The organism is Bacteroidota bacterium (assembly GCA_040388375.1).
In the GTDB taxonomy this organism is placed as follows: domain Bacteria; phylum Bacteroidota; class Bacteroidia; order UKL13-3; family UKL13-3; genus JAAFJM01.
Map to the genome: position 1 here is coordinate 259,161 of JAZKBU010000005.1, position 22,012 is coordinate 281,172.

Consider the following 22,012-nt stretch of genomic DNA (forward strand, 5'->3'; position numbering starts at 1 on the left):
AGAGCAAACCCCAAAATGGTTTGCTTTAATCTAAACATTTTAAATTATATGAAACAAAAAACTACAATTATGGCCTTTGTATGGCTGTTACTGATGTACTCACATCAGGTGTTGGGAAGTTCCGGTGGGTCCTATCTCACCAAGTTGGAAAAAACCTCCACTGCAATGCTGGCTCCCCCGGCAGCTGGTTTTACTTATGTTGCTAACGGTGGATGCGTCCCCGTCACGGTTCAGTTTTACAGTCAGCTGAACGGACCTGCTTATTCTTGGACATTTGGCGATGGTGGAACAAGTTCGGATTGTAATCCGGTACACACTTACACTGCCCCAGGTACTTACACAGTAACTCTCGTAGCTACGGGAGGCACTTACACTACTACTATTACTGTTGGAGCTAATCCGGTGGTAACTTTTACGGGCGACACAGTTAGCTGTCAGAACGATATTAAAAATTACACCGCTACCAGTACCATTGCTCCTGCATCCTATAGCTGGTCAGCGCAAGGTGGTGTTGTTAACTCTTCTACAAGCACAACTGCAAATGTTACATGGTCATCTTATGGTGTTAACTATTTAACATATACTATTACTACTCCTGCCGGTTGTACTAAAATATTCAGATACAAAGTAAAAGTAATTCCTCCTCCTGCATTTAATTTACCATGCTGCGAAAAAGAAAGACCTGATGGAACCCAGCCTAATAAAGCAGATGCTGCTGGCGTTGTACATCCGGGTGAACAAGAAGGTGTAAAAGGTGGCGAAGCCCCTTGTACTGCCTGTGCCGGAAGTTATAAATGTTATAGCTCTACTGTAGATCCTTTATATGGAGTTGCCTCTGATTATATATGGACATGGACCGTTACCAACGGTGTTATCAATTCTATCAGTGCTGATTCAACTACTGCATGTGTAACATGGGGTGCAAGTGGGGTTGGTACTATTAAATTAGAAGTTACTCATAAAATATATGGCTGTAAATCATCAAAAGAATGTCAAGTTATAATAACCCCGGGTATTACACCTGTATTTACTGTTTCGGGTAATTGTATTAATACTCCTGTTGCTTTTGATGCCAGTGCTACTACTCCTTTAACTGATATTGATTCTTATTTCTGGGAATTTGGTGATGGCTATACTGCTACTACTACAGTTCCGTTTACTACACACCAATTTACTTTAATTGGAAGCTATACTGCTACTTTAACTATTACAACTAAATCAGGTTGTAAGTATAAATCTACTAAATCATTCAATGTAATATCAGGAACAAAACCAACTATTGAATGCCCGGGTACAGTTTGCCAAGGTAGCAGACAATGTTATACTACTGCTGCCATACCGGGTGCGGTTTATAACTGGACTATTTCGGGTGACGTAGTTGCTGACAGAATTATTACCGGTAACAAAGTATGTGTTACTTGGGGCAATGGCCCTGTTGGTACCGTAACAGTTACCGTTTTAGGCGGTGGTTATACCTGTACCAATACTGCAACCGAAGTGGTATCTATTGTTGGTTCAGTAATTCCAATTGATGCACCTGATTTTATTTGTTCTACTTTAGGTTACTTAGAAGTTTCAACAACCAATTATGCCGGAGCTTGCTATAAATGGTATATTAACGGTGCTTTACAAGCTACTACTAGCAATGTACTTACATTTAATCCACTTTCATATGGTAATCCAATAAGAATTGATGTTGATGTTGATTTTCCTATAGGCTGCTGCCATGGAAGAGGAACTAAAATAATCAATAAATTACCTCAGTATAACATGCTGTTTTACCCTACTAATGCTTGTATAGGAGATGTAGTTACCTATAGTTTACTACTTCCTGGCGGACCTCTTCTAAATCCAACTGGTTGGAGTGTTGATGGTGGAATTATTCAATCATCGACTGCTTCTACTGTAACTATAAAATGGACTACAGTTGGAACAGGAACTATTACAGCTGGTAATAACAGCCCGACTCAATATTGTAATGATGCAAGCAATAATACTTGGAATGTAACCGTATGGGCTAAAGCTACAGGCGATGATATTTCAGGCCCTGCAGTAGTTTGTGCCGGAACATCTAATACTTATTACCATGCATGGCAATATCCAACAGGATCAGCAACGGTTACTGTAAGCCCATCAGCAGGTGTGGTTATTTCACCAAGTGCTTACTCTACAGTTATTACTTTCCCATCAGTGGCAGTAGTTACCAACTATGTAATAACTGTAACTTATAACCATGCTGTGGTTGGTCCTTGTGCAAGCAGCAAAACATATACTGTTAAATCAATACCGGCAACTATTCCAACATTTAGTGGTGTAGGTATTGGTGGCGGTACCATTTGCCAAGGCGATATTTATACCTATACAGCCAATTTCCCTGATATGCTTAACTATGACTGGAATGTGATTGGTGGAAGTGTATTAAGTCAAAGCTATGTAGGTACTACATTAACAGTTCAAATACAATGGAACAGTACTGTAACCAGTAGTTTTACTGTTAATAACAAAGCTTGTGGTACCAGTAATACACAACCAATTACCGTTAACGGTAAACCGGTTGTAATTATTACAACAACAGGTCCTACCTGCTCTTCTCCTAATGTTCAATTACGCGTAGCACCGGTTTGGGCCAGTTACCTTTGGACACCTGGAGGAACTACTCCTACTTCTAATACAACTACGGTTTCTGCCGTTGGTACTTATAATGTAACTGTTAGCAACGGAGTTTGTTCAAATACAGGTAGTGTTAATGTACCAATTGTGACACCTGTTCCGCCAACTATTACATCGTTTAATGTAACATTATCTACTGGCACATATTGTCCAAAATATGAATTAATTTGTCCAAATATTACACCGGGTTCTGGAAGCATTGTTTCTTATGCATGGACATTTACAGGCTTTACAGTTTCATCAGCTTCGGGTGCTTGTGCTTCAGTAGCATTAGCTTCATCAGGTACATCAACCGGAACTTGGAGTTTAACAATTACTGATAGTTATGGTTGTACCTCAACATTAGGAGGTTCGTTAACGGATAATTGTTTACCTCCTCCTCCATGCCCACTTCCTTATGCAGCTACCTTTACACCAGGTGGTTATAACCCTTGTACCGGACAGTTTACCAATTCAGCTACAAACTGGAGTTCAATATCTTGGAATTTTGGTGATGGTACTGGTGGTAGTGGTTTAAATCCAATCCATTTATTTACTACTGCTGCTTGTCCTAGAACAGTTACTGCATTTGTAACAGATATCAATGGTTGTACACAAGCATTTCCATTTAACATCAATGTTCCTTATGCATTTGGAACGGGTGTAGTTACGGCAACCAATTCGCCATGCACAGGTGCTTCAATTTTAACGGCTAATGGCATTACTTTATGCCCTGGAAGCCCGTTAACTCCGACTTATACTTGGACTCTCACTCCGGTAGGAGGAGGTGCTCCTTATGTAACTGGTCCTTTAAGTGGTAATACTTTAAATGTGGGTGCAATAGGTACATTAGCTGCCGGTGATTACAATGCTTCTGTAAGCATGACGGTTGCTGGTTGTACTAAAGTGGCTACCGGAACCTTTAATAAAGGCGGTTTAAAAGCATACTTTGTTTCTTGCGGAGGTTGTGCAGGTGCTGCTCTATCTTTCTTAGATCAATCTGTGCCTTATTCAGCTCCGTTAATTAAATGGGAATGGACATTCACTCCTCCAGCAGGTAGCGGACTTTTACCAATTACTTCATTCTTACAAAATCCTACTGTTATATTCCCTCCGGGATCAGGAGCAGGCCCTTGGATTTGGACAGCTACTTTAAAAGTAACTGACAATATACCTTGTACCAATACGTTTACAGCATCATTTACCATTCAGCCTCCGTTTGTTCCTGGAAACATAAGAGTAAATGGTACTCCTACAGCCTCAGGTACAGTGTTTAATATTTGCCCGGGTTCTCCTTATACATTAACAGCCCCTCCTGGCCCTTACACCTATTCATGGTCTAACGGAAGTAGTGCACCTTCTATTAATGTAACTGAACCAGGTGATTACTATGTTACTGTGTTTAATACCATGAACTGCGCTACTAAAGTAGGTCCGATTAAATTCTTGTACAAACCGGCTCCGGAAGCTATTATACTTTCGAGTGCTCCGCTTTGTAACCCTGCTTTAATAAGAGCATTTGCCGGAACAGGATATACTTATAACTGGAATTATCCGATTGGTGCAACTTCTACGCAACCGTACATTTATGCCACAAGCAGTGGGCCGGTAACACTTTCTGTAACCAATGTATTTGGTTGTAGCGATACAAAAACGCAGAACTTTACCATTTTCCCTTCTCCTTATGTGTACATAAGTCCTTCTGCATTATTCTGTCCTGGTTCTACTGTTTCATTGACAGCTAATGTATCCGGAGGAACTCCTGCCTTTAACTATTTATGGAATAATGGAAGTACTGCACCTAGTATCAGTGTTTCTTCACCTGGCTTGTATAAAGTAAGTGTACTTGATGCTAATTTCTGTCCTGCTAAAACACAGTATAACTTACAGCCTGTGTTACCTACCGGAATGGATAAATTACCAAAAGGATGTTACGACATTTGTGGTAACAGCACTACTTTCTGTACTGGAACTATGCCTTATGGCTGGACAGGTCAGTGGTATTTAGGTGCAAGCCCTTATGGTGCGCCAATACCAACCTATGGTAGTTTAGCAACCACGTTTACATTATCAGGAACTTATACATTGCATTACATTCCAATTGATCCGACTCAATTCTGTCCTGCAATTTCAGCTCCTATTATGATTAACTTTATTGCACTTCCTATATTTACTTTAAGTACTGGTTCAGTACCTCCGGTATTATGTACAGGTTCAACTACTGGTATTTTAATTTCTGTTGATATACAAAGTACTGCTTATAATTACACATGGTATTTAGGTGGTTCAGTTGTAGGTTCAGGATATACTTATACTGCTACGTTACCTGGTACTTATACATTGATAATTAGCAAAGGTAAATGCTGTCAAACATCTGTATCTATAACTATTGAAGAGAAAAACTGCTGCTTTGGAACTACCACCGCTGCATTCACATCAATATTATCAGATACGGTTATAAACACAAGTACTTTCTGGTTTAACAAATATTACATTAACGCAGTAGTTAATGTGGTTGGTTCAACTATACTTGATATTACCAATGTTGATTGTGTATTTGGTCCTAATGGAACAATTGTTTTCCATGACGATGCAATTATCCGTTGTAACAATTCAGTATTACGTCCTTGCTCTAAAGATGATATCTGGAAAGGTTTACGTTTCTTAGATGCATCTTCAGGTTGGATTAATACAACTACTATCAAAAATGCAACTATTGGTGTTGATATTGATGGTAATTCTGTTGGTGTAAGATTAAGTGATAACTCATTCTTGAAATGCCAAATTGCTGTTAAAATGACTAAATCAAACAGACAGCAATCTATAAGTGGTAATACTTTCGAAATTGATGAAAGCCAATTACCATATGCAACTACACCTGATGAGTATTGGGGTATTAAAATGTATGATACAAGAATGAGTGGCTTAATAGCCCAAAATCAGTTCAGACATGTTCAGCCTCAAAACACTAATAACTATTTCATGGGTATTTATGTACAACAAGCAAATGCTACCATATCAGAAAATCAATTTAATGATATGTTCAGATCAATTGATGTTACAAGAAACCAAAATGTAGTAGCTATTGAGAAAAACAACATCAAAATAAATACTTTAAGAGAAAGTTACGATAAGTACCAAATAAGGATAACTAATTGTGATATTCCTGTGCTTGTTTACGAAAACCAATTAGACAATGGTTTGGCTAACTCAACTGCCGGTGGTATTTTTGTTGAAAGCTCATACCGTACGCATATCAAAGACAATAAATTAAATGGATTCTCTTTAGGTATGTTTGGTTCACATACAGATGAATTATACATTGCATCAAATACTATTACAAGTAGTAGTAATGTAGGTATAACCCTTACTGAAACCAGAAGAAGTGTAGTTTCATGTAACAATATCAATGCAATGAATACTAATGGAGTTAGTAGAATTGGTATTCAAGACATAAATGGAGATGGAAGTACTTCTATTTTCTCTAATTGTATATTTAACATGAATACTCCTCTTTATGTACATAGTTCTAATCCGGGTAATAATTTACCTGCCATTTATAATAATTACTTATACAATTATGATAAAACAGGTTTGGAAATTGTTGACTACGTAGGTACTTTAGGAAATCCTGGAGGCCCAACTGATGCAGGTAGAAATACGTTTATGAGTAACAACGGAAATGTTGGAACTTTAGACATTAGCTCTAATATGGGTATAACAGAAGATGGTAACTTTGGTGTATTATTTACCAGTGGTACTTCAACTTCAAGCCCTCCTGATATGTTCTACTCAACTGCTGCTTGCGGACAACAAATATCAAGTACTTATAATAAAAATGAATTAGATAAGTATAACGTATGTGATGTTTATTACTTAGACAAATGGGTATTTAAAACCAGCACTGGAATTTATACCTTACGTGAAAGCACAGCAGACATGAGTGCTAATATGATTAATGAATCTTTGGATAAAAAACAAAGTACAGTAATTGGTCAGGCAAGTGCTCAAATGTTTAAAGGTGAAAATGCAACAACTACAGGAGCTCAGGCCATATTAGATTCTAAAATGGATAAAAACTTAGCTGCACGTATTATTGTAAGCAATTGCATAGCAGTTGGTAAACCAGAAATGGCTTCAAGCTACTTAGCTTCTGCTTCATTATCATCAATAAACAAAGACTTACGTACTATACTAGAAATAGTAATTACTTTAGCTAAAAACCCTGTATTAACTACTCAACAACGCAGTACTTTAACAAGTATTGATAACATGAATACTGTATACAGCCCTATAGCCAGAGATTTAATTCAATCTAACGTTGGTGAGCATGACTATAAATTCCGTAAAGCCATTGTGCCTATATCGGAAGCTAGTAAAGCTCCAGTTATTTCTAAATTAAGCAATACTATTTCTGTGTATCCTACTCCTGCATCTCAACAAATCACTGTTCAACACAATGTGAAAGATGCAAACGTAAAAGGATTGAAAATAGTTTCATCAACCGGTGTAGAGGTTACATCGTTCAGATATACTGTTCAATCTGGTGTTATTAACGTTGATATTTCTTCATTGGCAAGCGGAGTTTACTCAGTTATTTTAGTAACTGATGATGATTCTAAAGCTTTAATGACAGGAAGATTTATTAAAATTCAATAATTAAATTGTTTAAGAAGAACCGCTCCAATTTGGGGTGGTTCTTTTTAAATGTCTCTTCTAATGAGGAAAAAGTCGGAGCACTTGTGCTTCGACTTTTTTATTTATATTAGCCTTGCTTAATGTAAAAACGTTATATGCTTACTTATCAAAAAAAGTATGTGTTGTTTACTTTGGTTTTATTTATGGTGGAAGTATACATAGCCCTTTATGTTCACGATACTATTATAAGACCTTATGTAGGTGATTTGTTGGTTGTAATTTTGATTTACTGCTTTTGTAAAATATTTTTACGCATAGCCATAAAATGGTTAGCCATTGCAGTGCTGTTATTTGCTTATTTAATAGAGTATTTGCAGTATGTAAACTTTATTAAATGGCTGGGGTTGGAAAACAATACTTTAGCAAACGTGGTATTGGGTAACTCTTTTGAGTGGATAGACATGCTGGCTTATACTTTGGGTGCCGTCTTAGTAATAGTTATAGAAACTAATTACACTGCAAAAAAATAAATAACCGATTATCGGTATAAATTATTCTTCTCAATAAACTCCCTTACCAGCTTAGGTACTAGGTAACGGATAGATTTACCTGCCTGTAAAGTTTCCCTGATATAAGTAGAAGATATATTGAGTAAAGGCACTTCGTAAAGTGATATTTTTTTATGGTTAGCCAGCAAAGGGTTTTCATGGAAGCCTGCCCTGCGATAAACAAACAATTGGTAGTTGCTGAGTATGGTCTGGTAATCTTTCCAGTAATGAAAGCTTTGTAAATTATCGCCACCAATAATAGGAGTAAAGGTATGCTCCGGATATTTCTGCGTGAGTGTAGCAAGCGTTAATGAAGTGTAGTTAGGCTTGGGTAAACTAAATTCAATATTGCAGGTTTCAAAACGGTCATCATCGGCTATGGCCAGTTCTATCATTTGCAAACGCAAATTCTCATCCAGTAATTCATCGTTTACCTTAAACGGATTTTGTGGGCTTACTACAAACCAAATTTTATCCAGCTCTGTGTATTCAACCATATAGTTGGCTATTAGTAAATGGCCTGTGTGTATAGGGTTAAACGATCCAAATAATAAACCTATATTCATATTATCGGGTTATAAAATCATTCACCAATTGCTCGGCTTTGCTTAAAGCAGTGCTTAAGTTTTCGTTGACCAAAACGGTTTCAAATTTGTTTTCATAGGCCAACTCTAATACCGCTTTGCCTATACGCATTTGTAACGTTTCTTCTGTTTCGGTAGAGCGTTCTTTTAAGCGTTCGGCTAATACTTCAATACTTGGTGGTTTTACAAAAATGGCTAAAGCTTTTTCGTTAAAATATTTTTTTAAGTTCAATCCTCCTTCTACATCTACATCAAAAATAACCACTTTTCCTTCTGCCCAAATCCGGTCAATTTCCGATTTTAAAGTACCGTAAAAATTACCTCCATATACTTCTTCGTATTCTAAAAACTCACCATGAACCAATTTGTTTTTAAAATCTTCGTGGCTTAAAAAGTAATAATCTTTTCCATGTACTTCATTGGCTCGTTGCGAGCGGGTGCAAGCCGAAACAGAAAAGGCCAGTTGTTTATTTACCTGTAACAAATGTTTAACAATGGTGGTTTTACCACTGCCACTGGGTGCACAAAATATAATTACTTTATTCATGAATACTTCTTCGTTTCGGGCTTAGCAAATATTGTTAATTTGTTCCTTTATTTTTTCCAATTCGTCTTTCATTTCCACTACCAAACGTTGCATATTGCTATCGTTGCTTTTGCTGCCGATGGTGTTTATTTCGCGGCCAATTTCCTGGGCTATAAAACCTAGTTTCTTACCATTGGTTTCTTGTTGTAAGGTTTGTAAAAAATATTGGCAGTGCTCGCTCAGTCTCGATTTTTCTTCGTTTATATCAAGCTTTTCTATGTAGTAAATTAACTCTTGTTCAAAACGGTTTTTATCAATTAAATCGGTTTGTAAGCTGTTTAACTCCTTGGCTATTTTGTTGCGTATAAACTCAACACGGGCTGTTTCAAAAGGCTCCAGTGCTTTTAGCTTGGAGTGAATACTGTTACATAAATTGCTTAGTTCTGTACTTAAGTTTTCACCTTCGCGTAACCTGAATTTGTTAAACTCGGTTAAAGCATTGTTTACCGTATTTACTACAACTTTCCAGTCTTCTTCGTTGGTACCTTCATCTTCCTTGCTTTGAATAATACCCGGGAAATCGAAAATAGATTTAAACAATTGTGTATTGGCAATACCTATCTGGTCAGCTACTTTATTAATTTCGGCTAAGTAAAACTGAGCTACATCCTGATTAATGGGTAACAGCTGGCTGCTGGTGTTTTTGGGTGTAATATTAATGCTAATGTTTACACTGCCTCTTTCCAGCTTTTTCGATAAATCATTGCGCAGCTCTAATTCTTTGTTTTGTAAATTACGTGGCATACGTATGTTAATATCTAAAAATTTGCCGTTTAAGGCTTTGATATCAACTTTACATAGAAAGTTTTCTGTATCGGTTTCGGCTTGCCCAAAACCCGTCATTGATTTAATCATATTTATAAAAAAAGGAACGCGAAAGTAAATTAATTTATTGGAAGGGCAATTGATAAAATGGTTTTGGTTATTCAACTCTTTCAGCGTTGTTTGTTACCGTACCAGATTGCACTCGCTGTTCTTATTCAACTCCTTCGGAGTTGTTTGGCATGTTATTGGTTTAGTCACCGGGTTTCACCCGGTATTCTTCAAGTTCAACTCCTTCGGAGTTATAAGGCAAGCACATTTCTCCAGACAACTCCGAAGGAGTTGAATATGAATAACCCTGCATGAAATGCAGGGTTATAAAGTAAGAAGAGCATAAATCTACGCAAAACCCAACTCCGGAGGAGTTGAACATGAATAACTCTACAGCAAAGTACGGTATAGCATGAAAGCAAGTATATGAACCAACTCCGCAGGAGTTGAATATTTACAATTTACAAAAGATACTTCTCGTCAAATTCAATTCCATGCTCATTTAGCAATTCAATATATTCCTCTTTAAAGGTTTTTTTATGGTGATGTGCTTCTTGGTTTTGGATATATTTTATCAAGTTGTCTTTGGCTTCGATAGTGTAAGTAAAAGCACCATAACCTTCCTGCCAGCCTGCAAAATCAGAAAAAATATTATTGGTTTTGATTAATTCAGAACTTGATAGCTTAATGTCTTTAACTAATGCAGCAAGGGAAACACTCGGATGTAAATGGGTCAAAATATGGATATGGTCAGTTACTCCTCCAATTTGATACAAGTGGCAATTTTTATTTTTTAAAACGCCTGAAATGTATTGATACAGCTCTTGTTGATTTTCCCTATTGAGTGTGTGTGCTCTGTATTTTGTGCTAAAGACAATTTGATAAAGTATTTGGGTATAAGTGCTCATATATACAATAATAGGATAATGGTTTCTGTTATTCAACTCCTTCGGAGTTGTTTGTGGGGATGGTTGCTGGGCGTGTCATTCATCGGGTTTCACCCGATGTTATTCAAATTAAACTCCTTCGGAGTTTCTCTTGGTATTATTATAAATGTAACTACGAAGAAGGAGTTATAAGGCAAGTACATTTTTAATACATCTCTAAACAACAACTCCAATGGAACTAAAATTCCCTGCTTTTCTGAGCTAAAGCCAACTCCGAAGGAGTTAAATATGAATAACCCTGCATACAATACAGAGGAATAAAGAAGAAGCGCATAGCTTTCCGAGCTAAAGTCAACTCCGAAGGAGTTGAATATGAATAACCCTGCATACAATGCAGAGGAATAAAGAAGAAGAGCAAAACTCAGAGCTAAAGCCAACTCCGAAGGAGTTGAATATTAATAACCCTGCATGAAATGCAGGGTTATTAATATAACTCTGTGCAGAATCCAACTCCGAAGGAGTTGAATATAAATAATCCTATGTGATATACATGAAAAAAACCAGCGTTTGCGCTGATAATAATTCGCTTATATTTGCCCGACATGAAATCAATTGTATTAGTGGCTTTAGGCGGTGCATTGGGTGCGGTTTTGCGGTATTTGTTTTCGGTTTTGCTGAAAGATTATACCCAAATTCATTTCCCCATTAATACCTTTTTGGTAAATGCCATTGGTTGCTTTTGCATTGGCCTGTGTTACGCTTTATTTATGAATAACGGGAATTTTAACGATATAAAGTTATTGCTTATTGTAGGCGTTTTAGGTGGGTTTACCACTTATTCGGCTTTTGCTTTTGAAGTAGTATTGATGTTTAAGCAACAACTCATTAAGCAGGCATTTACATATATTTTATTAAGCAACGTGGTGTGTATTGGTTTTGCTTATTTAGGTTTTTCAATTAAAAGTTAATGGACGGAATTGTTGTAAAATCTACGGGTAGCTGGTACGAGGTAATGAAACCTGACAGGGAGATTGTGAATTGCCGTTTAAAAGGCAAATTCAGGTTAGAAGGGGTTAAACATACCAACCCTATTACCGTAGGCGATAAAGTAAAATTTGAATTAGAACCCAATAGCGAAAATGGCGTTATCCATGCCATTGAACCCCGCAAAAACTATATTATACGTAAGGCCAGTAACCTTTCAAAACAAACACATATTATAGCCAGTAATATCGATCAGGCATTGTTAATGGTAACCATTGCTTTTCCCACTACTTCGTTGGGTTTTATCGACAGGTTTTTGGTTACTGCCGAAGCCTATCATATTCCAACTACCATTGTATTTAATAAGGTTGATTTATGTACCGATGGACTGGAAGGTGTATTGCAGGATACGATTGATTTATACCATGAAAAGGTAGGTTATCCGTATATTAAAACTTCGGTAAATGATAATATAGGGTTGGAGGAAATAAAGGCATTTTTAAAAGATAAAACCACGCTGGTTGCAGGGCATTCGGGCGTAGGGAAATCATCGTTGTTAAATGCCATTGAACCTGATTTAAATTTAAAAACGGGTATTATATCCAAATCAAGCTTTACAGGACAGCATACGACTACATTTGCACAAATGCACCCGCTGAGTTTTGGAGGTTTTATAATAGATACTCCGGGCATCAGAGAGTTTGGGGTGGTTGACTTAAACAATGCGGAGCTATCGCATTATTTTAAAGAGATGAAACCTTTTATAGGGCAGTGTAAGTTTAACAATTGCCAACATATAAATGAGCCTCAATGTGCGGTATTAAAAGCCATAGAAGAAGGCATTATTCCTGCCGAGCGTTACCAGAGTTATTTGAGTATTATGGCGAATGAAGATGTGTTTAATTAAAACAAATTATCCATGCGTATAATCATTCAACGAGTAACTTCAGCCAGTGTAAGTATAGATAACAAAGTATTTTCGAGTATAGGAAATGGCTTATTGGTTTTATTGGGTATAGAAGACAGCGATACCGAGGAAGACCTCAACTGGCTGGCACAAAAAATAATAAACCTCCGTATTTTTAACGATGAAAATGGAGTCATGAATGTATCGTTACTCGATGCCAAAAAAGAGATACTATTGGTAAGCCAGTTTACACTTTTTGCTTCTACTAAAAAAGGAAACCGCCCTTCTTACATCAAAGCGAGCAAACCTGATTTTGCCATTCCGCTATACGAAAAAATGATTGCTACTTTAAACCAGTTAACCAACCAACAAATAGCAACAGGTGTGTTTGGTGCCGATATGCAAATCAGTTTAACCAACGATGGACCTGTAACTATTATGATTGATAGTAAGCTGAAGGAATAGTTTCTAGTTGATAGACAATAGACGATAGTTATGCTGATCGTTCATTTGTGGCAAGCACAATGTCCGTGTTTGTCTTTCCTGACCAACTAAACCCTTGTTGTCCGTGGTTGTGTCTCCCGACCAACCACTACCACTAAAAACTCCTGTTAATACCTATCACCCATCTGAACTGTAAATTTTCCTGGTCAACATAAGGCGTATTGCTTAAGTACACCGGCATATCAAAACGAATGGTCAATGGTTTTAATTCATCAAAATAAGCCCAGCGTTTAACGGTTAATGCCAGGCCCGGTCCTGCGCTTGCCATTAAGTTGGTGCTAATGGTATTTTGCTGTAAAATACCTGCATCGCCAAACAAATACATATCTAAATGGAAGTTGTTTAACAAGCGTGGCTTAAGGCGTATATAGTTGTCAAAATCAAGTTCCATATTGATAGCTGCACCTTTGTTACCGCTGTATAATAAGTATTGTTGATTGTTGTCGTTAACAGGTGTGTAATACCCGGCATAACCTCTTATGTTTAATCCGCCCCCCGCTTGAAAGTGGTTGTAATTATCGCCATACGAAGCCCACGAAGCAGGTACTATACCAGCCGAACGGGTATATTTATTTTCTACCATTTCTTCGGGGTTGGCTCCTGCTAAATACAATTGCGATTCGGGTGCAATGTTGGTACCTGTAATGTATTCCGCATGTAAGCGGGTGCGTAATTCAAATTTGTGGAGGTTTTTGGTTTGCACTATGTTCAGGTATAAGCTTGCATAATCAAAATCAGAGTAAATGGTGCTGCTGCGTAAACCCAAGGTTATTTTACCTGTGCCTATGGCATTGCCATAATATTTATCCAGCTCCAGGTTTAAAGTATTATTCCATTGGTCGTACGATGACAGATTTGGATATATATTTTGCCCGTTTACAGCAAAGCCTGTATAGCCGGGTAAGTAGTATAGCTGAACCCTGCGCATGCTTTTTACGTTCAGTTTATATACCCAAGTGCCCTTCGTTTTTTCAATACCTATTTTATTCAATACCAAACCATCCAATACACGCGATTGAATTTGTAAATCCGTTAACCTGGCTATGCGGTGCTGGTAGCTCAGGTTGTAGTGAACAGGATATATTTCGCTGCTAGTTTTGTAATCGCTTAAGTTATAATTAGTGCCTAATGCGGTATTATACCAAGCCGTAAATTTAAATACATGTTTTTGTTGCATGTAATGTCCGTTAAAGTGAATACCCGCTTTTACACCATCGTAGTTATTGTACCAAACATCAGGTCGCCATCTCAGTATATAATGTTTCCTGTCGGGTGGATTGCGGAACATATAATCAAAGGTAAACAGAATAGGTTTTTTATAGCTGTTGTTTAACTGATTGATGTCGGCTAAACGATAGGTTGGATCAATGATTACATTTTGCAGCTTAGCCCCGGCAGGTAACTGTACGGTTGCGGTATAGGTTGGGTTTAATAAACCCCATCCTTTCCACGCAGGCAGTGTGGTAGCATTACCGGGTTTGTTGTAATAAGTATTGGGTATGGTGTAAGTATAATTGGTATCTTTAGTATATACCGTAAAATCAACAGGCATTTGCATAGTGCCTTTACGTTTAAATATAATCTGGTATTGGTTGTCTTTATTTGCTTTTACTTTTTCAATACTGTAATCTATATGTTTACTGGTTTCCAGCCATTGGTCAAAAAACCAATTCAAATCGGTTTTGGTATATTGTATAATACTTGTTCTGAAATCTTCGAAATAGGGGTGAGCCATTTTCCATTGGTTAAAGTAGTTTTGCAAAGCTTCTAAGAATAGTTTCTCACCTAATACGTATTGCAAACTATATAACATAGTAGCCGTTTTGTAATACACATTGCCATAACCACCACCATGATTCAAAGCGCCATTAAAGTCATCGCTATGCGTGTTTAAAGGTGGGTCATCATCGTTCATGGCATCGCGTATATAACCTAAGTATACATTTTGGTCCAGCAGGGGCATAGGGCGATAGTATTTTTTTATCCATTGGTTTTTGGTATTCACCACAGGTTGTTCCTGCGTTAATCGGCTCATGCTCCAATGGGTTAAAAACTGCGTAAAGCCTTCATCCAAACTGGCACGATACGTTTCATTATTTCCCACCATACCAAAAAACCAATTGTGCCCAATTTCATGCGCAAACAATCCGTAGTAGCTGGGGCTGCGTCCACCATCTAAAGTAATCATGGGGTATTCCATACCGTCTGCCGCATCGGCTACTATCATTTTAGGGTAAGCAAATACACCAATATCATTACTGTATAGCTCTACTATTTTGGCGCAAAACCAAGCCGCATCCTGCCAACCACTGGCATGAGGTTCTTGCACCAAAGCAATACAACGCACCATGCGGTTGTTGTCTTTTTTTAAGGTAAGCTGTACTTCGCCTAAACGATAAGTAGGGTCGGCTGTCCAAGCAAAATCGTGTGTATTAATGGAATGGAACTTCCATGTTTTAGTGGTTCCATCGCGTTTTATTAAAGTAGTATCTGGAGCCGATTCCCAGGGCTTTTTCTCAAAGTTTTTTATATCTAACTTGGCGCGTAAGTCGGCAGGCAATACTTCGCTTTCATTTTGCAGCTCACCCGTGCCATCCATAATATAGTTGTTCGGAAAGGTAAGCTCTACATCGTATTGCCCGAAATCGCCATAAAACTCTTTGCCTAAATGCTGGTCGGTTTCCCAACCAAATTTCCGGTCGTACACACATATACGCGGATACCAGTGTACACCATTGTAATGTTTGTTTCCCCAACGGTCTTTGTACAGCTTCATACGCCTGCGCTGGTTGCCGCCATCGTCAAAATAAGTTTTAAATTGTATAGCAAAATTGACTGATGTGTTAGGTAATAAAGGCTCGTTTAAATTCACCTTCATAATCGTATTGTCTGTAAATTCAATTTTGGCAGCACTGCCAGCTATGTTTACACGGGCTATTTCGGTGCCTTTGCCTGCGGCTTCGTATTTGCCAAAACGCTGTTTAAAGTTATTGGCCAGGTTTAGGTTTTCCAGGTAAGCACCTTTGGTAAATGCATTCTGGTATAAATGGAAATACACAAAGTGCAAGGTGTCGGGCGAGTTATTGTAATAGGTCAGCTCTTCTTCGCCTTCTACTACATCGGTAGCATCGTTAATATTGGCTTTGATTTTATAATGTACATCCTGTTGCCAGTAGCCCGTATAAGGCATTTTGTTTTTCCAGTAGTATGGATTATCCGTACTGCGGTAAGTCTGACTTTGGGCCTGGCCAAAACAGCCAACTAAAATAAGTAAACATAAACGGGCTAAGCGTGTATTCATGCGTTAAAAAAACAATAAATAACACAAATAAACAAATGGCTTGGTGTGGGCGGTAAGTTATAGTTATTTGGAAGGAGCAGAAGCTCACTCTAGCGTGGCACTGAACCGCCAATTTCTTGTAGGTGCTGTTAGCGGAATACTAAAATTGTTTCTTTTCTTCATTTACAAATGAATAAATTGTTTTCGATAATTCTGTTCCAAATATCTCATGGTGTATTTGTCGTCCTCCTGGAGCAATAGAGAAGTCAACTATTTCTCCATTAATGTAACACTCTATTTTGGAAAAATCTTCATGATGAGGCAGGAATAAAGAAAAGGAGTAGTGTTCAATTGGTAAACGATGGTAAACTTCAAATTCGTCTGAACCTTCTTGGAAAATTGATTTGAAAAGATTAGTCGTTTTTATTTCACATACAACGCGCACAGGACCGCTTGATGGCCTATTAAACTCCACGGCTGAAACAAAATTATTCCCATCATTCTTTATAATTTCATTCTTCGTGCTAATTAAATGACCATTTTCCAAATCATAAGCTACATGCCTAACTAATTGTATTTGACCAATATTCGATTGCCAATGATTAAATTTAAGAGTGTTAAAGTCTTTACTATAAGGGTAGATAGTAACATCGCTAGTAACAACGCTTTTTTCTTTGGTAAAGAGGCGGTGGGAAATATTATTGCAGATGAATTGAAATTTCTTTTCCCTCTTGGAAAAATCAATATTTACTTTTTGGTTCGAACGCACTATTTTTCCTTGATTGTTCACAGAATAAAAATATTCCCCAATCTTTTTCTCTAACTCCTTTACAACCCTATCAATATCCTCACCGTCTGTACTAATAGCTATTTTATTCGCTAAACTGGAACTGTATGAAAAAACATCTTCTCTTCTAATGTTGTACCAAATGGGAAGTATTATAGCTTCGTCCCGATTTTCTGTGTCAAACTGCATTAACCCGTCTAGCTCGTAGTTAGTCCAGCCGTTTTCAAAAAAGGCTTTAGACAAAACGACAATACCAAATCTAGATTTAGAAATACCTTTATCTATTGCTCTCCGAAGCCCATCACCAACGGAAATTGTGAATTCGTCATACCAAACCCGATACCCTAAAGATGAAAGGGTTTCGGCTAGTGGACGCACAAAATCCTTTTTATCTTCTGTTGCATGAGAAATAAAAACGTCATATTCTTTTTGTTTAGTATCCATATGGATGTTGACTTAATGTAGTTTTGGTGTAAAGCCATGTTTTTAGTTTCCGCTAACGGTTCCGAGCTTTGCGTTCGGGCGGGTTTCAGAGCATAAAGCTTCAATTTATTACTAAGGTTTATTAGAAGCTCAAAATTTGTATGTCACCCCGACTGATGCAAAACCCGTGTTAGTGGCTGGTATCTAATTCATTTTAATAATTCATTAATTTTTAAAAGGTATTCGTCTCGTTTTTCTTCCCATCTCGTAATATTTATTGGTGTCAAATTGAAATATGACTCTAACTCGCTTTTAAAACTGTTAAGTTGTTTTTTGTCGTCCATTTTAAAGCCAAGTGAGTTTGGAAAAACACCTTGAATTGAATTGTAGTCAAAGGGCGGAATTAAAATCGGAATCTGTTTACTCGATTTTATCCAAACTGCTCCCATTTCACAAAGACAAACAGGACTTTTGTAGAAGTTATCGCTTAATATAAAAAGAGCAAAAACATTGCCTTCTAATTCTGTTTTTAGGCGAGTAAAAATATTTTCACCAAGTCCAACACCATAAGCTGAGTGAGAGGAATAAAATATTTGACTGTGAGGAACACCAATATCTTCAATCAAGTCAATAAATGGTTTGATTTTAGGGTCGTCTTGAGAAGAATGGCTGATAAATAATTTGCTCATATTTTGTATTTTATTTTGAGGAAGTTCAATAGTTATAAGTTGGTCGTCAAAAGGCAATAAGTCTATATTTCGTAAACTTTGTGTATGTGCTATTGCTGTTTTTAAGTGTCCGAGTTGTTTTGGCAAGCAATATAGAACTCTGTCACGTTTACCTTTAAAAGAGTCTTGGTCTGCATAAACATTGCCTAAATAATTTGAAGCACCAGAAAACATTTGAAATAGCTGTCTATGAACATAAGCCTTATCTAGTATTTTCATAGTAACAGTTGTCCAATTGTCATATTTTGCTATAAATGTATCAAGTTCTTTAGAATTGGAAACCCCTTCAATTTGAAGCAAAAAGTTATCTCCGATTTCTTTTTGCTGTTCTAAAATTTTAATTAGTTTATCTTTCATTGTTACTATTTGACTATTTGATTTAGGGATTTCTATATTTCCACTTTGTCCTGTCTCAAGGTAATCTAAAACATCTGAAAACTGATTCCAAATAAAAGTTTTTCGTTCTGCGTAAGTTGTAAACTTTCCCTTTATAAATTGCCAGAATTGAGAAATAGTTCTATTTGTCTTTACAAAGTCAGGAAGCTGGTTTTTTATTTCATTATTCGTAACTAACGCAGTTCTTAATTGTTTAAATTTCTCCTCTTCCTCTGGACGGTTTCCACTTGTTGCAATATCAACAAGTAAATTTTGAAATGATTCTATTTTCTCTTGTAAATCTGTCATTTTATGTCCGTGTTATGCTTGCCACTAACTTGTGAATAGGCGCCATAATATGAGATTAACCTCTCCATTTTGGGGTGTATTGGTCTAACTCACTTTAATCAAACTTATTTATAAAAACAGTTACAAACAAGGGCTTGCTTGGTTCAGTTTTGGCGGCTTAGGTAGTTTTGTTTAATAAAAATGGGCTTTAAATAATTGAAAATAAAATAAATAAAAGTCAAAGTGGTGTTTTTAGTGGAACAACCGGGCTAGAAAAAAGAGTATTTATACTACTAAAAAAGGGTATTTATACTACAGGTATTAAAAGGGTTTAATGTTGTTTTGGGGTTGAAATGCAATGTTTGAGTGTTGAAGTGTAATGTTATTGTGTTGCAATGCAGTGTTATTGTGTTGACGAGTGATGTTCTTGTGTTGGAGGGTAATGTTATTGTATTGCGATGCAATGTTATTGTGTTGAGATGTAATGTTATTGTCTTGACGAGTAATGTTATTGAGTTGCAATGTAATGTTCTTGTCTTGCGTTGTAATGTTATTGTGTTGGAGTGCAGTGTTCTTGTCTTGAGATGTAATGTTCTTGTGTTGACGAGCGATGTTATTGTGTTGCAATGCAATGTTATTGTGTTGAGATGTAATGTTCTTGTGTTGCGATGCAATGTTATTGTGTTGAAATGTAATGTTATTGTGTTGAAATGTAATGTTCTTGTGTTGAGATGTAATGTTTGCCTGTTGACGAGTGATGTTATAGTGTTGGAGGGTAATGTTATTGTGTTGAAATGTAATGTTATTGTGTTGGCGAGTGATGTTATTGTGTTGAGATGTGATGTTATTGTGTTGAAGTGTAATGTTATTGTGTTGCGATGCAATGTTATTGTCTTGATGAGTGTTATTGTGTTGAAGGCTTATGTTTGGGTTTACTTAATTTTCTTTCTCCAGCCACAACACACTTTTTACTTCGTTGTCGGTTGAATCCTGTTTGGTGGTGGTTTCCAGTTTCAATTGTAAATGCTCCTTGGCTATTACATGGAATGCAATCCATTTATCTAAACAGGGTATAGATGCTTTGGTTTTTTGTAAGCTATCCGTATTCCAAACATTGTTTTGGCATAATAAAAACAAGCTGTCTGCACTGGTTTTCCATGCACCTGTAACGGTATTGTAACACGATGTTAAGCTGAAGGTAGAGTCGTTATGGAGGGTTAGCGTATGGTTAGCCGAGCGGTGCTTGCCTTGTATAAAAAACAAATGGAAGTGTTCCCAATAACTCAATTCTTTATCTTTAAATGTACCCACCAAAGCATTACGCTGAACAGGGATGTTGTCCGCACAGCCTGACAATAATAAGATAAGCATTAAGAGAATAATACCTGTTTTCATTTGTAATGAATGGAGTGCATGAAGCACATGGAGAAAAGCCTTTTTGCTCAGATTCTACTCAGAAAGAAAAACAACGCAGCAATCATAACCGCAATACCAATAATATTAGAAACAATTTGATATTGGATAGATAATGTATTTTGTTTAATTACCTGCGACTTTGCATGATTCCTATCTTTTATTTTGGCTATCACATCGTTAATTAAAGCAAGCAATATAAGGGCAATTAACCCGCTTAGTAAGTAATTACTTACTTTTGGTGTAGGCTTGAATGCGTAAAAAAATACGGCAGATGCTAATGTTAAAACAACCAGCACATTTCTTATTTTAGTATTTTTCATTGGTTACAAATATTATTAAATTCTGAATAAGTATCGGCATTTGGTAGTATGTTTATACCATACATAGCTGCACATGCCGGGTTAGCTTTATCATTTGCATCAACACAACCCATAACAGCAAGCCCGCAAAGACCTGTCATTACACCCATTAAAGGACCCGTTAAACAAGCTGCTGCCAAACACAAACCAAAATTATAAGCGCAGTTGTCCTGTGCTGCTAAATAGCCTCTGCAATCTATATTAGGTCTTTCGGTTGCGCCTAAATAAGGCACTTTTTCTTTTAACAAACCCACAAAAGCATTTCTTGTTGCATCCGATTGTATTAAATCGGTATTTGTTGTTGTAAATGTGTTTATTTCAACCATGGCTTTATATATATCTGCTAAGCCGGTATTATAAGAAATAGCTGTTAGTTTATTTTCGTTGGTATTGTTGGATTGTAATATTGTTTTTAAAGCGCAAAAATTAACAGTATTCAGCGCATTCATGCTATTCAGCAAATTGGCTGTTAATGTGCTGTAAGCTTCTAATGGTGTCGGCTCTTCTTTTATAGAAGTAATTGTTTCAATCAAAGATTTATTGAATCTTAAATCTGATTTTGATTTTGCCGATAGGAATGTCGATACACTCATTGTAATCAACAATGCGATGAGAGTTTTTGTCTTTGTCATTTTGGGTAATTGAATAGGCTATGACAAATATAAAAACACTATTTCCCTGATTACAATAGGAAAAGTACTCTTTTTTAGTAGTATAAATACTCTTTTTTTATGGTGTAAATACTCATTTATATATGTAATAAAAAAATAGGGCAGTAACGAAATAAGAAAAGAGAGAAACTGATTGCAGGCGAGGACGTATGCAATGGCAAATATTCCTATTCAAACTCCGTCAGCTATCTTTCAACACCTCTCCACAAAATTTCATAACCACTCTCCAAATACAAAAAGGATGCGAGCGTAAGCCCGACAAAAAAGCGGGCCATGCATCAGGCCTGTGGGGAGAAGCATTTTTTTGTCTAGCGTTTTTGGATACTTTTTTGGCAATGCAAAAAGTATCAAGATAAAAAGAGAGAAACTGATTACAGGTGAGGACGCCTGCAATGGCAAATATTCCTATTCAAACTCCGTCAGCTATCTTTCAACACCTCTCCACAACATCTCAAGTCCTCTCAACTAAGTTTCAACACCTCTCAGCTCCATCGCAACACCTCTCAACCATCTTTCAAGTCCTCTCAGGCATCTTTCAACACCTCTCCACAACATCTCAAGTCCTCTCAACTAAGTTTCAACACC

The 22,012-nt window shown here is 36.9% G+C and carries 15 protein-coding genes; 5 read left to right on the forward strand and 10 right to left on the reverse strand.

Annotated features, from left to right (window positions below; all coding sequences use genetic code 11):
• Positions 1–48: 48 nt before the first annotated feature.
• Together V4538_08700 and V4538_08705 are read left to right on the forward strand one after the other, a co-directional pair.
• Positions 49–7,308 carry a PKD domain-containing protein gene (locus V4538_08700; protein ID MES2381106.1) on the forward strand — a complete coding sequence of 2,420 codons (7,260 nt, stop codon included), beginning with the start codon at positions 49–51 and terminating at the stop codon, positions 7,306–7,308.
• A gap of 134 nt (positions 7,309–7,442) precedes the next feature.
• Complete coding sequence (locus V4538_08705; protein ID MES2381107.1) at positions 7,443–7,817, forward strand: DUF2809 domain-containing protein; 375 nt, start codon at positions 7,443–7,445, stop codon at positions 7,815–7,817.
• An 8-nt stretch (positions 7,818–7,825) separates the two neighbouring features.
• Here the strand turns inward: V4538_08705 and nadD are convergent, their stop codons facing one another.
• The 4 genes from nadD to tnpA form a co-directional block, all read right to left on the reverse strand.
• Positions 7,826–8,401 (reverse strand): nicotinate (nicotinamide) nucleotide adenylyltransferase, encoded by a 576-nt coding sequence (nadD, locus tag V4538_08710; GenBank protein ID MES2381108.1) that lies wholly within the window; start codon positions 8,399–8,401, stop codon positions 7,826–7,828.
• Position 8,402: 1 nt separating this feature from the next.
• Positions 8,403–8,966: a guanylate kinase gene (gene gmk, locus V4538_08715; protein ID MES2381109.1), complete on the reverse strand. Its 564-nt coding sequence runs from the start codon at positions 8,964–8,966 to the stop codon at positions 8,403–8,405.
• Positions 8,967–8,987: 21 nt separating this feature from the next.
• Positions 8,988–9,860, reverse strand: coding sequence for a YicC/YloC family endoribonuclease (locus tag V4538_08720; protein ID MES2381110.1), 873 nt, complete (start codon positions 9,858–9,860; stop codon positions 8,988–8,990).
• Between the two features lie 419 nt (positions 9,861–10,279).
• A complete protein-coding gene (gene tnpA / locus V4538_08725; protein ID MES2381111.1) occupies positions 10,280–10,726 on the reverse strand; it encodes an IS200/IS605 family transposase in 447 nt (148 codons plus the stop codon).
• A 581-nt stretch (positions 10,727–11,307) separates the two neighbouring features.
• Here tnpA and crcB point away from each other — a divergent pair.
• From crcB to dtd, 3 genes are read left to right on the forward strand one after another with little or no spacing between them, the layout of a single operon-like run.
• Positions 11,308–11,673 (forward strand): fluoride efflux transporter CrcB, encoded by a 366-nt coding sequence (gene crcB, locus V4538_08730; GenBank protein ID MES2381112.1) that lies wholly within the window; start codon positions 11,308–11,310, stop codon positions 11,671–11,673.
• Positions 11,673–12,596: a ribosome small subunit-dependent GTPase A gene (rsgA, locus tag V4538_08735; GenBank protein MES2381113.1), complete on the forward strand. Its 924-nt coding sequence runs from the start codon at positions 11,673–11,675 to the stop codon at positions 12,594–12,596. The genes crcB and rsgA overlap by 1 nt, the downstream gene beginning before the upstream one ends.
• A 12-nt stretch (positions 12,597–12,608) precedes the next feature.
• Positions 12,609–13,061 (forward strand): D-aminoacyl-tRNA deacylase, encoded by a 453-nt coding sequence (gene dtd / locus V4538_08740; GenBank protein MES2381114.1) that lies wholly within the window; start codon positions 12,609–12,611, stop codon positions 13,059–13,061.
• Positions 13,062–13,194: 133 nt separating this feature from the next.
• On the opposite strand, the gene V4538_08745 is transcribed toward dtd, so the two are convergent.
• The 6 genes from V4538_08745 to V4538_08770 form a co-directional block, all read right to left on the reverse strand.
• Positions 13,195–16,401, reverse strand: a complete 3,207-nt coding sequence (locus V4538_08745; protein ID MES2381115.1) for a M1 family metallopeptidase — start codon at positions 16,399–16,401, stop codon at positions 13,195–13,197.
• Positions 16,402–16,540: 139 nt separating this feature from the next.
• The gene (locus tag V4538_08750) at positions 16,541–17,611 is read right to left on the reverse strand and encodes a toll/interleukin-1 receptor domain-containing protein (protein MES2381116.1); all 1,071 of its coding nucleotides are present in this window, start codon (positions 17,609–17,611) and stop codon (positions 16,541–16,543) included.
• Between the two features lie 188 nt (positions 17,612–17,799).
• A complete protein-coding gene (locus V4538_08755; protein MES2381117.1) occupies positions 17,800–19,002 on the reverse strand; it encodes a toll/interleukin-1 receptor domain-containing protein in 1,203 nt (400 codons plus the stop codon).
• A 915-nt stretch (positions 19,003–19,917) separates the two neighbouring features.
• Complete coding sequence (locus V4538_08760; protein ID MES2381118.1) at positions 19,918–20,376, reverse strand: hypothetical protein; 459 nt, start codon at positions 20,374–20,376, stop codon at positions 19,918–19,920.
• A gap of 47 nt (positions 20,377–20,423) precedes the next feature.
• Entirely contained in the window at positions 20,424–20,717 is a 294-nt protein-coding gene (locus V4538_08765) for a hypothetical protein (GenBank protein MES2381119.1), read from the reverse strand.
• A complete protein-coding gene (locus V4538_08770) occupies positions 20,714–21,388 on the reverse strand; it encodes a hypothetical protein (protein MES2381120.1) in 675 nt (224 codons plus the stop codon). Before V4538_08770 ends, V4538_08765 begins: the two co-directional genes overlap by 4 nt.
• Positions 21,389–22,012 lie beyond the last annotated feature (624 nt).